This window comes from Gardnerella sp. C0026F2, from assembly GCF_056590715.1.
Genome location: NZ_JBWPWR010000001.1, coordinates 1 through 15,826, shown reverse-complemented (window position 1 = coordinate 15,826; position 15,826 = coordinate 1). Strand labels below are relative to the sequence as shown.

The 15,826-nt window shown below is 40.0% G+C and carries 10 protein-coding genes, 1 tRNA gene and 1 pseudogene; 3 read left to right on the top strand and 9 right to left on the bottom strand.

What is annotated here, in order from left to right; genetic code table 11:
- The first annotated feature begins 153 nt into the window (after window positions 1-153).
- Window positions 154-1,245: a dTDP-glucose 4,6-dehydratase gene (gene rfbB, locus AC1EK3_RS00060; RefSeq protein WP_480033346.1), complete on the top strand. Its 1,092-nt coding sequence runs from the start codon at window positions 154-156 to the stop codon at window positions 1,243-1,245.
- 112 nt (window positions 1,246-1,357) lie between these two features.
- Here the strand turns inward: rfbB and AC1EK3_RS00055 are convergent.
- The 8 genes from AC1EK3_RS00055 to AC1EK3_RS00020 all read right to left on the bottom strand — a co-directional run bounded on the left by AC1EK3_RS00055 (window position 1,358) and on the right by AC1EK3_RS00020 (window position 12,127).
- A tRNA-Ser gene (locus AC1EK3_RS00055) sits at window positions 1,358-1,442 on the bottom strand.
- Between the two features lie 859 nt (window positions 1,443-2,301).
- Window positions 2,302-3,543 carry a UDP-galactopyranose/dTDP-fucopyranose mutase family protein gene (locus AC1EK3_RS00050; protein ID WP_480033347.1) on the bottom strand — a complete coding sequence of 414 codons (1,242 nt, stop codon included), beginning with the start codon at window positions 3,541-3,543 and terminating at the stop codon, window positions 2,302-2,304.
- 149 nt (window positions 3,544-3,692) lie between these two features.
- Window positions 3,693-4,661, bottom strand: coding sequence for a glycosyltransferase family 2 protein (locus AC1EK3_RS00045; protein ID WP_480033348.1), 969 nt, complete (start codon window positions 4,659-4,661; stop codon window positions 3,693-3,695).
- Window positions 4,661-6,400 carry a glycosyltransferase gene (locus AC1EK3_RS00040; protein WP_480033349.1) on the bottom strand — a complete coding sequence of 580 codons (1,740 nt, stop codon included), beginning with the start codon at window positions 6,398-6,400 and terminating at the stop codon, window positions 4,661-4,663. Before AC1EK3_RS00040 ends, AC1EK3_RS00045 begins: the two co-directional genes overlap by 1 nt.
- A gap of 55 nt (window positions 6,401-6,455) precedes the next feature.
- Window positions 6,456-7,712, bottom strand: a complete 1,257-nt coding sequence (locus AC1EK3_RS00035; protein ID WP_480033350.1) for an ABC transporter ATP-binding protein — start codon at window positions 7,710-7,712, stop codon at window positions 6,456-6,458.
- Window positions 7,712-8,557, bottom strand: coding sequence for an ABC transporter permease (locus tag AC1EK3_RS00030; protein ID WP_415687855.1), 846 nt, complete (start codon window positions 8,555-8,557; stop codon window positions 7,712-7,714). Before AC1EK3_RS00030 ends, AC1EK3_RS00035 begins: the two co-directional genes overlap by 1 nt.
- A gap of 23 nt (window positions 8,558-8,580) precedes the next feature.
- A complete protein-coding gene (locus tag AC1EK3_RS00025; RefSeq protein WP_480033351.1) occupies window positions 8,581-9,807 on the bottom strand; it encodes an acyltransferase in 1,227 nt (408 codons plus the stop codon).
- A gap of 43 nt (window positions 9,808-9,850) precedes the next feature.
- Window positions 9,851-12,127 carry a hypothetical protein gene (locus AC1EK3_RS00020; protein WP_480033352.1) on the bottom strand — a complete coding sequence of 759 codons (2,277 nt, stop codon included), beginning with the start codon at window positions 12,125-12,127 and terminating at the stop codon, window positions 9,851-9,853.
- 237 nt (window positions 12,128-12,364) lie between these two features.
- Between AC1EK3_RS00020 and AC1EK3_RS00015 the strand changes: the two genes are divergently transcribed.
- Both AC1EK3_RS00015 and AC1EK3_RS00010 read left to right on the top strand, forming a co-directional pair.
- The gene (locus AC1EK3_RS00015) at window positions 12,365-13,297 is read left to right on the top strand and encodes a glycosyltransferase family 2 protein (protein WP_103013904.1); all 933 of its coding nucleotides are present in this window, start codon (window positions 12,365-12,367) and stop codon (window positions 13,295-13,297) included.
- Window positions 13,298-13,390: 93 nt separating this feature from the next.
- Window positions 13,391-15,487: a hypothetical protein gene (locus AC1EK3_RS00010; RefSeq protein ID WP_480033353.1), complete on the top strand. Its 2,097-nt coding sequence runs from the start codon at window positions 13,391-13,393 to the stop codon at window positions 15,485-15,487.
- On the opposite strand, the pseudogene AC1EK3_RS00005 reads toward AC1EK3_RS00010, so the two are convergent.
- Window positions 15,473-15,826 (bottom strand): annotated as a pseudogene (locus AC1EK3_RS00005) (glycoside hydrolase family 25 protein); the annotation flags it as partial. The gene AC1EK3_RS00010 and the pseudogene AC1EK3_RS00005 sit on opposite strands and share 15 nt — an antisense overlap.

Genomic DNA, 15,826 nt, shown 5'->3' with positions numbered 1-15,826 from the left:
ACATCTACTCAACTAATTTGCTTATAAACAACACTTTAGAGAAACATACTCTACTTGCGCACACGAGAGAAATGTATAGTATTAAAAAATTACAATTCAAAATGCGCGTATTAAACAACAAAATCGACGCACTAGCCATATGAAGGCGGTAACATGCACAACTACGCATCAAGCAGTAATACTTTTCAACCACACAACATCTTAGTTACTGGCGGCGCAGGCTTTATTGGCTCTAATTTTGTGCATTACATAGCTAAACATCATACAACGGTTGCTGTTACGGTACTTGATTTGCTTACTTACGCTGGGAATATGGCAAATCTTTACGACTTACCTCAAGATTTTGCAAACAACCGGTACGCTTTTATTCGCGGAGATATTCGAGACGAAAATATAGTTGATCAGCTATTAGATCCGCATAATCCAATTAAAACGGCAGAAGGAACAACACTTCCTGCTATCGACGCAATCGTAAATTTTGCTGCAGAATCACACAACGATAATGCAATCGAGTTTTCTGACCCATTTATAAGCACAAATATTTTAGGAACGCATACACTCATTAAATTTGCACACAAATATAATATTCGTTTCCATCAAGTAAGTACCGATGAAGTTTACGGAGATTTTCCTATTGACAGCGTGCTTAAATTTGACGAGTCAAGCCCATATTGTCCGTCTAGTCCATATTCTGCAAGCAAAGCTGCAGGCGACCTGCTGGTAAAAGCATGGTGTAGAACTTACGGTTTGCGCGCAACTATTTCGAATAGCAGCAATAATTACGGGCCGCGACAGCATATTGAAAAGTTTATTCCTCGTCAAATTACAAATATTATGTGCAATATGCCAGCAAAATTGTACGGCGTAGGAGATTCGATACGCGATTGGATCTATGTTGAAGATAATTGCGACGCAATATGGCACGTTCTAACGCGTGGAACAATCGGTGAAACATATAATATCGGTGCCAACTGTGAAATTAACAACATAAATATTTTGCGGATTTTGATGCAACTAATGGGCGTGCCGGAAACAAATATAGCGTATGTAAATCCCAGAATAGGTGAGGATAGGCGTTACGCACTAGATACTACGAAAATTCGAACGCAATTAAAATGGGAACCTAAGCACAACAATTTGAAGCAAGACTTGCAAGAAACAATATCGTGGTATGACTCTCACGCTGATTTATGGAAGCCTATTAAAGCGCAAGTTGAGCAGCATTACGCTGAATTAGGGCACTGAATTTGGGTGACGAAATTGAGTGACGAAATTGAGTGACGAAATTAGGTTAAGCGGCAATCGGGTTTTCGGCATGAAAAAAGGGCTTCCAGCGATTGGCTAGAAACCCTAGGCGCGGAGAATACGAGATTCGAACTCGTGAGGCTGTTACACCAACACGCTTTCCAAGCGTGCGCCATAGACCACTAGGCGAATTCTCCAATGTTAACTTAACAACCAAATCGCTTGATAAGCAAACAACTTAAATAGAATACCACGAATTTGAGATATTGCAAATTAATACGCGCGTTGACACGCCGAAACGGCAGAAACTTTACAACGCTGTAAAGTTTCGGTCGGATTAAGGCTATAAAACGGCAGAAACTTTACAGTCATGTAAAGAAAAAGTCGGCTACGCGCCAAAAAACGGCAGAAACTTTACGCGAGTGTAAAGTTTCGGTCGAAAAACCGCTAAATAGCGGCAGAAATTTTACAGACGCGTAAAGAAAAGGTCGTTTGCGAGGAGAGAAATCCCACAAAACTCGCGCGCGCCGAGGCGACTAACCACAACCAAATCCCCAGCAAATGTTCCTGTAGCTTTGCTGTACTGCTCTGCAAACATTGATTACTTGTTGTTTAGAGAACACTAGCATTAGTGCTACTGCAAGTTACACACCAAGAATAATCTTCCCCACCAAACCATCCGCAGCTTAATTACGCAACTTTAGTTGCCGAATACCAGCGAGGTGAGATTTAAGATTTTTCGCACTGAGCGCGGCGAACGTCAGAGCCGCAGGCTGCTGATTCGCCAAGCGAAGAAGAAAAATCGAAAAATCTCTGCGATTGAATGAGGTTATTAATGGTTAGCACGCAGAGTTTGGGGGATTTCTCTACGAGCACTAAAAGAGGACTGATGGAGCAACGTTCTTTAAAGAACAAAGCAGACAGTAAAACCTTTAACAGCCAAAGCGACTGAAGGACGGGACGTGCGAGGAGAGAAATCCCACAAAACTCGCGCGCGCCTAGGCGACTAACCACAACCAAATCCCCGGCAAATGTTTGCGGCGACGAAAGTTGAGACTACTTAAGCAACGGCTCTACTTGCGATTCATAAGCGCGCAAAGCCATGTCGATTACGTTGTGCATGTCGTAATAGCTGTAAGTTCCCAAGCGACCACCGAAAACTGTGCGAGGCTCAGCAGCTGCAAGCTCCGCATAGCGCGCATACAATGCTTTATCTGCATCAGTATTCACAGGATAGTAAGGCTCATCGTCGCGAGTTGCAGCGCGAGAATACTCCTGCCACACTACAGTTTCCCCAGCTTTCACGCTCTTTCCAGGCACAAAATCAGCTTCACCGCTAGCCTCGCCACTAGCCTCTCCGCCAACTTCTTCACGCTCTGGATTAAAGTTCTTAAACTCAATCGCGCGCGTAAACGGCACATCAGCATCCGAATAGTTCATAACTGGGCAGCCAAAGTGGTCGCTCTCCTCGTAACGCACTTCCTTAAAGTCCACAGTGCGCCACTTCAACTCGCCAAGCTTATAGTCAAAATACCTATCAACCGGACCGGTATAAACTACAGGCACTCCAGCCTCCGCCAGCGCGCGCTTATTAAACGGCTGCGACTCGTCGAAAAAGTCTACGCCAAGCGAAACGTGGATACGCGGATCGTCAATCATGCGCTGCATCCAAGCTGTGTAGCCGTCCGTTGGCAAGCCCTCCCAAGTGTCTTTAAAGTAGCGATTATTGTAGTTAAATCGCACAGGCAAACGCTTAATAATTCCAGCAGGAAGCTCAGAAGGATCCGTTTGCCACTGCTTTGCTGTGTAGTTTTTAATAAACGCCTCGTAAAGCGGACGTCCAATTAAGCTAATGCCCTTATCATTCAAATTTTGCGGATCTTTGCCAGCAAACTCCCCCGCTTGGCTTGCAATCAAAGCCTTCGCTTCTTCTGGAGTGTAGTGTGCATGGAAGAATTGGTTGATTGTACCCAAGTTGATTGGCAACGGGTAAACTTCGCCGTCGTGAGTTGCGTACACGCGATGCACGTAGTTAGTAAACGACGTAAAACGGTTCACATAATCCCACACGCGCTTATTGCTTGTGTGGAAAAGATGCGCACCGTACTTGTGAATTTCGATTCCCGTTCGCTCGTCAAAATACGAGTAAGCATTGCCGCCAATATGATTACGCACGTCAATAATTTCAACGCGAGCGCCCATATGCTCAACTGCTTGCTGAGCTACAGTTAAGCCGAATAATCCGGCACCCACCACTACTAAATCCGGGTAATTTGTTGATTTTGCTTTTTCGTACATTTTATTCCTTTATAAAATACGTCTATTTTGAAATTATGCTTTATATATTCCCGTTATTGAGCTATTCCCGTTATTGAGCTATTCCCTTTATTAAGCTATTCCAGTTATTAACATATTCCAGTCATTAACCTAGCACTTCAATTGTTGCGCTACTTATTTTTAGGAAAATCAACTTTTGGATTAAATCTAATTGCTTTTAGCATTTGGCAAATCATTTTGCGACGCAACTTGCGCGCCACACGCCCGCGCCGCATTTGTCGAATCACGTTTGCGCAGAACAGCAAGTATTTCGCCTTGCCTTCGTGGTGCAAACGGTACGACGCTTGGTTGCGCACGCCGTAAGCAAATTTCCACGCGTTTTTTTCGTCAATCATCGTAAAGTTTACGCCTTTGTTCGCGCCCATATCGTGCACGATTACGCTGTTAAGCACCTGCACTCCCGGGCACACGCGCGTAATTCGCAACGTATATTCCGCGTCGTCGAACCAAATAAAGTATTCTTTAAACGGCAGCCCGTACTTTTCAAGCACCCACCTTGGCACGAGCACCGACACGAACGAGCAGCTTGTAACCATAACGAGATTGTTAAATCCTTTAGCAATAAGCCTTCCCCAATCCCACGTTGGTACTGGATTGTTCATTTCGCATATTGATCCATCAACAAACTTCACCATTGAGCAAGCGTACGGCACGTCCGGACCAAGCTCCCCAACCGCAGTATTAAAGCCCTCAAGTAATTTTTCCAAAGCATTCGGTTGCGGATATCCGTCGTCGTCGAAAATCCACACGAAGTCAGCACCTAGTTCGTAACCTTTGCGCATGCCGGCACTAAATCCGCCTGCGCCGCCCACGTTTTTCGGCAAATTTACAACAGTAAGATTTACTCGATTACACAAATGACCATTCGCAAAATCGCGAGTATACTCTTGCAAATATTTATCTGTGCCATCAGTTGAAGCATTGTTAACAATAATCAACTGATTTGGGAGTCGCGTTTGAGATTCTAACGATGCCAATACGGTTTTTAGTTTCTCTAACCTGTTAAAAGTTACTACAACAGCCGCAACATTAACGCTATCTTTTGATTTATTAGCATCCACTACTTGAGCATTTGACATTACTTGCTCCATTCTTCAAATAATCGGGTAAATAGCGCGTCGGCCGACTCGAGTTTGGCGAAGTCGTTGAGTTGCTTGGTTTCTTCTTTCCACAGTTGCGCGCGCGACGTTTCGTTTTCGCTCAATGCCGCTACAGCTTTTACGGTTGCGCGCACGAACGATGATGTCATGCGCGGTAGAAGTGCTTGTTTAGGAATAATGGTTCGCTGCGAGCCAACGTCCGTCGATAGTACTGGAACTCCGCTTGCGAGCGCTTCTAAAGTTGTGAGGGTTATTCCTTCGTTTACAGAGCTAATAAGTAGCAAATCGGCGTCGTTGTAGGTTTGTTGCGCCGGGATGTTCATTGAGCGTCGTTCAATAATATCGCGTAATCCGTAGCGAGATATGAGTTCTGTTACGAAGGTGTCAAGTTCGCCGTCGCCGTGGAGGATGAAGTGGAAGCGACCGGGGTATCGTTTATTAAGCGCTCGTGCTGCGAGTACGAAGGCTTCTGGGCGCTTTTGTCTTGCAATTCTTCCAACAAAAGCAACATTCAGAACATTTTTATTTTTTCTCGGCGATACGCAATCGTTTCCAATTCCAGCAGTAAGACCAATAAGTGGAGCGTCAATAATTTTGGAAGATTCAATACCATGCACATTATGTAACCAATTTTCAAGTTGTGGAGAAATAACATGGTGCAAATCAATCCACTTATCGTGCGTTACAGCTTCGTGCGGATATCCTCCACGATTTATGTATTCAACAATATGCAACGAATCAATAATATGTGTTTCTGGGAAGAATTGTTTAACCCACCAAATATGGTCGTAAAGCCATTGGCAATGGTGTATTGCTATTGCTTTAATGTCAAATTGCTCAAACAAAGATCTTAAGAGCGGAACATCCGCCCAATATTCTCTAATTGGTGGAGTAAGCGGTAACACAAGTGCATCATCACAGAAATCTTTTGTAATCCACGGCTGATGACCGTCTCTATCTGTGATAACAATTGGCACAAAACCAGCTTTTTTGGCAAGTTTTATTGTTTCTACAGCCCATCTTTCTGCACCACCAGCTTGCAACCAATGCAAACCTATAATAATAGCTTTTTTAGCTCCTTCAACTCTTTTAGCAGGAGAAATACAGTCCAATCTAGCATCTTTTATATTTGATAAATCCCAATTTTCTTGTTTTGCAATTTCTCTTTGGTGATCATTTGCAACATAATAAAACTTCTTTTTATTCCAAGGACAATACTCTTCAACAAGTTTCTTCGAATCACACTCGCGTTTTTTGCGCATTACTTCCCTAACAACATCAAACATAGAAGGTGCATGCAATTCACACTCTTTGTAAATGTGCTGCTTTAACGTATCAGAAGCCCAGTGAGACATCACATCATCGTCGGTTGCATCATCTGGTGTCAGCAACAAATACCTAACGCCATTATCTTTAAATAGTTTGCCTTCATTCCAAAATTCTTTTGCGTATTCGCTATTAGTTTTAACAGTTGATTGTGCACTAAAAATTGCGATTGGTTTCAATCCTTCGTTTTTTGTACAAGTACCGTCAAAAACTGAGAAATCAGCTAAACGAGGATACTGCCATTTTTCGCCCATATAAATCTTGTATTGCAAAGTTCTAGACGGTGCAGTTAGGGAATGATAGTTTATAGCGCCCACAATAAGCCTGCGTTGACGCTCGCTTAAAGAGTCTATATAAGCTTTTGCATTAACATCTAGATTAAAGAAATTCATTACCAAAACACCCTTTTTTAGCCTTTAGCACATATAAAACCAGCAATAAATAAAGCTAGCATTTACAATGCTTTAAGCAAGTAAAAGTCATTGCATTGTCATTAAGCAGTGCATAATCTTTATTTTGATTATCCCTTACAGCAAACATGCACGAATTACTGTCGTTAGTAAACGCAACCATATCTGTTAATTCAGGATCAGTTTTGCTTCTAGTACGAAGAGAGGCAACAAGCTTAAATTCGCCATTATTTAAAATTTTAAGAGGTACTTCAAATTCAACTTTTTGTCTTCCTGTTCCTTCTAGCTCAATTTTATCTGCTCCAGAATCATACGTGATTCCTCCACGTTTTATATCGTGCATTGCTACAGCTATAAAATATTTTCCAGGCTCATTGAATTCATATTCAACAGCAAAACGGAATTTTTCTTTACAATTAAGCAACTGCTTACTCAAAGGAACAATGCGCATAAATGGCACTCGCTCATTCAAGCCAACAGCATAACCATCTTCACTTTCTCCGCCATTTTGGCTAGAAAGATTTTCTAGAGTGTAACGATTTGCAACATCGTCTTTATCTCCGTTAACAATCACTTCGCCATTCTTAATAAGAACAGCTTTATTGCAATAACGCTTTACTGCGTTCATATCGTGCGTAACAAGAATAACTGTTTTGTTAGCATCTTTTTTGACTTTTGCAAAATATTCATCGCATTTTCTTTGAAAAGCTTCATCTCCAACTGCAAGAACTTCGTCAAGTACGAGAATATCTCCCTGAGCTTGGATTGCTACGGAAAAAGCTAAGCGCACTTGCATACCAGAAGAGTAGTTTTTAAGCTTTTGATCCATAAACTCTTCAAGTTCTGCAAAATGCACAATATCATCATACATTTTTTCGATTTGTGCGCGCGTAAAACCGAGTAGTGCTCCGTTTAAAAATACGTTTTCGCGACCGGTTAGTTCTGGGTTGAAGCCTACGCCAAGCTCAATGAATGGCACTAATTTGCCATTTACGCTTATTCTGCCAGAATCTGGTACGTAGATTCCAGAGATGAGTTTGAGTAGGGTTGATTTGCCGCTTCCATTGCGGCCTACGATGCCGAAGAAGTCGCCTTTGCGTACTTCAAAGTTGATATCGCGCAGAACGTGCTGTTCTTTGTATCCTTTAATTCCACGCGTCCAATTAATAAACGCTTGTTTCAAACCGCTTGCTTGCTCGGTTGGTAGCTTAAAGTATTTGCCTACGTGTTCTACTGAAAGTACGACTGGTTGCATCTCTTCTTTTTCAGTATTTGTCAACTCAATCTCGCTCATTACATCACCTCAGCAAACTTACGATTGTACTTGCGGAACGTGTATACGCCAAGTACGCACAAAAGTACAGTTAGCACTACTGGAACCATCATTAATAGCGGAGACCCAACAAGATTCCACACAGTAGGCTGAGTAAGAGGTGCTACAAGATTGTGGCGCAAATCTTGAATACATTGTGCAATAGGGTTAAGTAACTGCACTTTTGCAATAACCGTTCCCCATCTTCCTAAAGAGTTATTACCAATAACCATGCTAAGTGGATAAATAATTGGCATAGCATAGAAAAGAACTTGTTGAGCAACATCCCACAAATGTGCAATATCTCTAAAATACACGTACATTGTAGAAAGAAGCAGGGTTATTCCTAGCGCAAGCACGTAAAGTTGAATACAATTAAGCGGCACTAGCAGCAGCCACCATGTAAATTGCACACCCGAGCATATTGCAAAAATAATAACAACAACAAGATTTATTGCAAAACTGATTAACGCTCCAACAGTTGCCGAAACCACCACAATGTAGTTAGGAAAATGGATTTTACGCAGCAAATCCCCACGGTCTACCACCGCGCGCAAACCAATCGAAGTGGCCTCACCAAAGAACTGCCATGCGCTAATGCCAAGCAAAAGCACAACTGGATAGGTTGGCGTGCCATCCGACATTCGCAAAAACTTTGCAAACACTGCATACATTACGCAAAACAGCATGAGTGGGCGCAAAACCGACCACGCAACGCCCAAGAAGGAGCCTTGATAACGCAACTTAAAGTCTGTTTTTACCAATTCTTTAAGAACCACCCACGAATAGTGGTATCTTGCGCGCAACTTATCTACAATGTTTTTCACAAGATATACATTTTATCAGTTGATTATTCCATTTGGGTACTATGTTCATTTTTATGCACAAAAAATACGCAATTCGCAACTTTTTCCAACTTTAATGCAATCTTGTTAGAAAGCGGTTTAACTAAAAGATCTAAAATTATTGCGACTGCAGAAATCACCGCATAAACACACAATAAAGTAATTACATAAATAATAGCAACTGCAACGCTTGAGTATGCTGCAGGAAGCATCCACGCCACGAACGTCCACAACGCTACGAAAATAAACATGTGCTCGTGAAGAAGGTACACTCCGAAAGTTGCTTTGGAAACGCGCAAAATTACGGTTCTCGCTAGTCCTTGGATTCGCAGCATATTTATTCGGTGTACGAGAATGAAAATACACATTGCAATAATCATTGGCAGTATTCCGATGCCGCCGTGGACCTGCTGATCCCACGTAAGAACTCGCACAAACTTATTCCCGGACGAAGCAACATAGTCGAAAGCGAGCATAAGAACGGTAGATATTGCTACGCACGCGCAAAGTCGCTTCGTAGTAAGTTTTTTTATTCCGCTACCGTACTGCGCAATAAAAGCTCCGGCTAAATATCCGAAAATTGCGTAAATAATATCGTTCCAAGTATAATTTTTACCAAAATATAGCGGAATAAGTGAGATTGACGCAAGAAGTACCAGCAGCATAGCATGATCGCGCTGAGTCATGTGACTTATAAGAATGTTGATAAAAGGCATGAACATAAGCATGATTAAGTACGCGCTCATAAACCAGTAGCTTCGGTAGGTAAATGGCGTCACATTCCACAACAACGTGTAGGCAAGTTCTTTTCCGTGAAGTAAGTTGCTCAAATTTTCCGGAAGTAAACCAAAGCAGTCTACTACGAAAGTTACTGCTAGCACGATAATGCAGTAGAAGAACATTTGTGCCCACGCTGCAAAAACGCGTCGGTAGCGGAAGGTTTTGCGGCATAAAAAGTAGCCGGAAATAATAAAGAAGATTGAGACACCAACTTGACCGTATTGTACGACTAAGAATTTAAACGCTGAACGCAAGCCTGGAGCCGGTAAAAGTTCCATATTGAAACTGTGCGCACGAATGTTCAAATGTATGATCATGTGGCAGGCCACGATCATGAGCATCGCCACAATTCTCAACACTTCAACTTGCAGGTCTTTGCCTGGCTTTGAATCTATTTTAGACTGCGCAGAACTTTCTGCTTTTTGCACTAATTTTTTTTGTTCTAATAACATATTTTCTTCTTCAAATTGCATGAATATCAACTCAATTATTCACTTACATAAGTGGCGAGAACCAGGATTCAATGCTTCTATATACACTAGGTCGCGTATTGATAAGATCCGAATAGCGCCCATTAGAAATCAGGTTCAAAGAGCACAATGCAAGACTTATCATTGCAAGAATAATAAGTACTTTTCGAAGTACTTTAAGACCTAAACATTCGTTAGCATAATCATGATTTTCAAGTAAGTCTGCCGTATCACTACTTTTGCAAGAAAGACTATCTGCAAGACTTGCAATAACAATTATTGCGCACAAAGATATAAGCCATCCAAAATCACTGAAATATCGACTAGAAATTCCTACAATCTCAGAATCCAGAATAATCAAAAGCGCAGCAAGAGCTATGCTCAGCTTAAACCATCCGGAAAGATTATTTTGCTTTAAATTCTTCTTTACAAATGGATACAACACTACAGCTGCACAGATTGGAGAATACGCTAGCAAACCGCCAAAAAATGGTTCCATAATTATTTGACCGTGGAACATGGACGGAAGAACAGACTGTTCAATAAACGGAAATACTGGCGTAAATGTAATAGGTTGGAATAGATACATCAACACTCCCCATGGAATTCTTGCCCATGAGTACGATCTATGAACCATATCAAAACCTGTAAGATTGTACGTAGCACCAAAATCAAAAGGCGATCCAAAACGCGCATAATTATACCAACATGCTGCCAATCCAATAAAAACAATTGGTAAAATTACGCACAGAGTATTTATTACACTTTCTCTTTTTAAAGCGAAAAATAGACGATATTTTACAATTTCATCTTTAAAAATTACGAAAGCAAACAGTGACGCCAGAATAAATTGCGGCCTACACCCTAAATTCATAGCTATACATACTGCTCCAGCAACAAGAAGCAATTTACGCAAATACAGAGTATTAGAATCTGTGCCTTCAGAAACTTTTCGTGCCTGAAGCCACAATCCTAATCCCATAAAGGTAAAGAATAACGACGAGAGCATAGGAAGAGAATATATTTTCGGTAAATACACTTGAATTAGCAATCCGCTAGACATTAACACAATGATTTGTGAAAGCATTAAGAATCCAAGTGAACGCTCAGGGAAGAATCTACGAAGTAACTGAACAAGAAGATAAATAGATGAAATAGCAAAAGCAACCGCAAAGAATGCAACCGCGTAATCTGTTCGCAGATCATTACCTGTAAGAACCTTAAACGGAATATAGAGAAGAAGTGCTGGTATAACTCCAAAATATGTAAAGTAATTGTTCTTATAGAACGCATAATCCCAATATGTTGGCTGTTTTGTTTGAAGCGACATTGCGTAGCGCATACCAGCATCATATGGATTACTCATATTTGGCAACCAATCAGGAACTTGCAAATCTAAATACAAATGACCATTAAGAAGACTATTAGCTAAATGGTTATATTGATTTTCATCACAAATAAAGCCACCATTATTACACACTCCAGCATTAAACATGCTTTGAGTGCCAGCAATCTTTGTTATTCCAACAATTATCACGCACTGAACAATCACAAACGCAGCAAGTAAAAGTTTCTGCCTACTAGAGCGTAAATCTAAAGATTCTTTATAAATGCGAGAACGAGGTGCAAAGAAATAAAGGATATAAGCGATTACAAGTAATACGCCAATCCTAGTAATAGAAATACGGAAAGGCTTATGCTGATTTAGCACGACATTTTTGAGTGAAAAAGAATCGCCTTTTTTAAGATTAGTACTAATACGCAATCCTGAGACATTACCTACAGCATGTAAACGCACGTATTTTGTATCATTTAAATTTGCAGTAACAGGTTGTGATGCAATTTGCACGTAAGAATTTCTATTGCCACCGTCCAACGCATAAACATTAAAATCTACAGTTTTTTGCACTGAAGACTGCAAGTCAAGATAAATATTCTCAATGCGCATAGCTTTGCCAAAATGCAACTGAATATATTGATTGTCATTGCTTTTAGCAACATACGAATCCCCTAGCTTTTCAATTCCTGTTCCACTAGAAATACTTTGAACATTAGCTTGATTAAAAAAAGATGATTCAATAGACGGAAAATTAAACCATACAAGTTCCAAAAGCAGAACAATAATAAGCGGAATAAATAAGTGTATTCTTTTTAAAGTAGTTTTAACAATATCGGCACCATTATTTACACAACTTAAAGCGGAGCCAATCGCGTTTCTTAATGCATTTAAACTTCTTTTTTCAGTCATGCAACTTACAGATACAGAAGTCTCATTGTTACTGTTATTTTCCATGCCACTCATATCCACAATAATTCGCCTATTTTACAACGTTCAAAACTGATATTATTCAATATTTAGATTTTACTGACACAATATGATACTCTTCCATAATTATTTTTTATTTAAAAGCAATTATTTTATTCATAAACGACAATTTTTTCCAAAATAATAGGTAATATGGCAATGATAAATAAATTGCAATGTGGTCTTGTGTTAAAAATTACTTACATACCATTGAAAGCTATGAAGGGATACATTATGACTTCTGTCGCAGTGCTGCTGCCGTGCTATAACGAGGCAATCACCATTGAAAAAGTTGTTAAAGACTTTAAGGCGGCACTTCCAGAAGCAACAATATACGTGTACGACAACAACTCAACAGACAATACTGCAAAAATAGCCAAAGAAGCAGGTGCTGTGGTTCGTAAAGAGCCAAGACAAGGCAAAGGCAATGTAATTCGCGCAATGTTCCAAGACATAGACGCAGACGTATACGTAATGGCAGACGGCGACGACACATATCCTGCTGAAGCGGCACCAGATATGGTTGCAAAAATCGTTGAAGGCTACGATATGGTTATTGGAGACCGCTTAAGCTCAACATATTTTCAAGAAAACAAGCGACCATTCCACAATTTTGGCAATCGTTTAGTTAGAGGCGCAATTAACACACTTTTCCACGCAAAAGTAACTGATATTATGACTGGTTACCGCGCTTTTTCTTTTTCATTCGTAAAGACTTATCCTGTACTTTCGCGCGGATTTGAAGTTGAAACAGAAATGACAATTCATTCGCTTAACAACAATATAAAACTATACGAAATGCCAATTCAGTATCGAGACCGCCCAGAAGGATCAGTTAGCAAGCTAGACACAGTTGGAGATGGTATTCGAGTGCTTTCAACTATTTTTCACATGATTCGTGAATACAAACCAATGCCTTTCTTTGGAACACTTGGCGTAATAATAACACTGTGCGGAGTAGGAGCATGCATGCTTCCATTCATAGAATTTTGGCGCACACACCTAGTAACACGCTTCCCTACTCTAATTGGTGCCGTAATGCTAATTATTACAGGATTACTATTCTTTATTTCCGGAATTATTCTTGAGATTTTAGCCAAAAATGAGCGCAAACGTTTTATAGAACAAGTAAACCTTTTTGATTACATAAAAAGAAATAGAAAGTAGCAACCTGTGCGAGCCGTCATAAAAAACAATCCTAAACTAAAAACTTATTTGCCGTATATAGTGTGCTTTGTTATAAGCGGACTAATAATACTAATGTTTTTTAGTAACTTATTTCAAGCATCCGAATTAGGATTTAAAACACAAAGCATAAATTTAAACACAGTAAAAGAAGTAAAAACTGAACAAGCAGAAGACTCTACAAACGCAAGCCGTGATGAAATATATGCAAAATACAAAAATGACGGCATACATATATCTAAAAATGGCGCAGATGTAGAATTCACAAACTTAAACACGTACAGCAAAACATTAGAGATTTCGCTACAACAAACAAAACCAGTTTATTACGTAACTGGAAGCGTAGAATTAGAAGACTTTGGTGTAGCTCCTGGCTACGCTTTAGCTAGCCAATTTAAAATAACAACAGGAAAATTCAATACGACTAAAGTACGTTTAGAAAGTCACGGAAAACTAAACAAAATAAAATTACACTTTAATGAAACGCCAAACGGAATCGTTGTTAAAAATATAACAATTAATCCAAAATACAAGTTGCACATAAGCTATGGAAAATGGGCTATATTATTCGTTTTTGGATCCGCGATTATAACTATACGTAAGAAAAAATGGCACAAAATAGCCTATACTCAAGGAGATCGAGCTCAAACCATAATTTTTTGGGCTTTGTGCGCAATAGTAACCGGATTCTCACTGTATATTTGGCTCCGATTAAACACTTATAATCGAATACGCGTCCCACTCGCATATGATAAATATGATTTTATAGACGGAAACCCATACACAGAACAATTAAAAGCTTGGAAACAAGGATCGCTATCTTTGCTACAAGATCCACCAAATGGCTTATTGCATTCAACAAACCCATTTAGCATTGGCAAAAGAATGCAATTAGTGCGCGAGGGAACTCCTGCAATATGGGATGTTGTGCTGCATAATGGCAAATATTATTGCTACTTTGGAATAGTACCGTTTATTTTAACTTATTTGCCGTTTAACGCTTTGTTCCCAGCTTGGATGCCGAGCGCAATAATGGTAACAACATTATTTGCAGCAATTACAATACCAGTACTGTTTGCATTGTGGAAAGAAATAATAACATTCTTTGAAATACAAATAAACTACTGCTCAATGCTGCTTATAGGAGCAGCCTTACCATTTGGGTGCCTTGTTTTTTATCTGCAAGCATCTGCATCGATTTACTACATGCCTATGGTAAGCGCAATGCTATTTGGAGCGCTATTTGTGTATGCATCACTAAAAGCTGTAAGGCTTAAAAACAGCGTTGCACAATACGCCCTATTTGCTTTAGCTGGATTAAGCTTAGCTTTGCAATGCGGCTGTAGACCAAATTCTTGCATTTCCACAGTTGCGTTTATAGCCCCACTGTTTATTGCACTACTATTTAACAACTCTAGAAGCATAATCAATAGAGCTGGCGCCGCAATAAGCTTCTTAACGCCTGCAATAGCTGGGTTTGCTGGAATCTTAGTATATAACTACTTGCGTTTTGGTTCATTCTTTAACTTTGGTAACGAAGAACAATTAACAAATTTTGATTTGCGATTTAATCGTATAACCTTTGACCCTCTAAGAATCAAAGACTTGTTAATAAACTTCTTTATAAAGCCACCAAGCATAGATACGGAATTCCCGTATATTAAAATAACCAGCTCAAACATTTCGGATTATGGAAATAGTTTCTTTAATCACATGACATTTGGTCTGCTATCAATACCACTTATTTGGGGCATTTTCTTAATAAGACGCAAGTACATGCAAAAAATCGAATACATAATGTGCTTAAGCGGAATAACATTCTCGATTATGTTAATCTACGTAAACTACTGCTTAGGTGGTAGTCTTTACCGTTATTATTGCGATTCCATAATAATTCTTATGATTATTGCATCTATTGGTTTTGCTAGAAGAAATTGCTCAGCTAATCAAGATGCGCAATTGCAATTAGATAAAGAAAATGCATGCAACAATATCGAATTGAATAGGAACCAAATGTCTATTCAAACTCTAATCGTTGCATGCACTACATTAACGATAGTATTAGGATTTTTGCTTGTATTTAGCAATCACACAGAAGCTGCGAATGAAATACAATACACAAATCCAGATGCTTTTATTGCATGGAGCCAAATGCTATCAGTTGGCTTCTAGAACACCCTTCTGACACTTTTGACGCCATAAGCCATTGCCATCATTATGTTCGTCTTCTACAGGTGCGCCAAGCTTTTCGAAGCCGCCACGCTTGTAATAATCCTTGCGAAGATTGAACATGATAACGAACTTCTTGTCTGTGCCATGCGTCCAAACATCACCATTCTGGCAACGCTGACGCCACCAGCCGTCACCCATGTTCTCCTCTTCAGCAACAGGAGCACCAAGCCAACCGGCGCCACGATGATTATAGTAAGAATCGCGAAGCTCAAACTGAATCACAAACTTCTTATCCCTACCATGCGTCCAAACATCACCATTCTGGCAACGCTGACGCCA

Coding starts and splice junctions, on each gene's coding strand:
- AC1EK3_RS00040 (WP_480033349.1), bottom strand. CDS start 6,400: ATGAATTTCTTTAATCTAGATGTTAATGCAAAAGCTTATATAGACTCT.
- AC1EK3_RS00045 (WP_480033348.1), bottom strand. CDS start 4,661: ATGTCAAATGCTCAAGTAGTGGATGCTAATAAATCAAAAGATAGCGTT.
- AC1EK3_RS00035 (WP_480033350.1), bottom strand. CDS start 7,712: ATGAGCGAGATTGAGTTGACAAATACTGAAAAAGAAGAGATGCAACCA.
- AC1EK3_RS00020 (WP_480033352.1), bottom strand. CDS start 12,127: ATGAGTGGCATGGAAAATAACAGTAACAATGAGACTTCTGTATCTGTA.
- rfbB (WP_480033346.1), top strand. CDS start 154: ATGCACAACTACGCATCAAGCAGTAATACTTTTCAACCACACAACATC.
- AC1EK3_RS00025 (WP_480033351.1), bottom strand. CDS start 9,807: ATGTTATTAGAACAAAAAAAATTAGTGCAAAAAGCAGAAAGTTCTGCG.
- AC1EK3_RS00050 (WP_480033347.1), bottom strand. CDS start 3,543: ATGTACGAAAAAGCAAAATCAACAAATTACCCGGATTTAGTAGTGGTG.
- AC1EK3_RS00010 (WP_480033353.1), top strand. CDS start 13,391: ATGTTTTTTAGTAACTTATTTCAAGCATCCGAATTAGGATTTAAAACA.
- AC1EK3_RS00015 (WP_103013904.1), top strand. CDS start 12,365: ATGACTTCTGTCGCAGTGCTGCTGCCGTGCTATAACGAGGCAATCACC.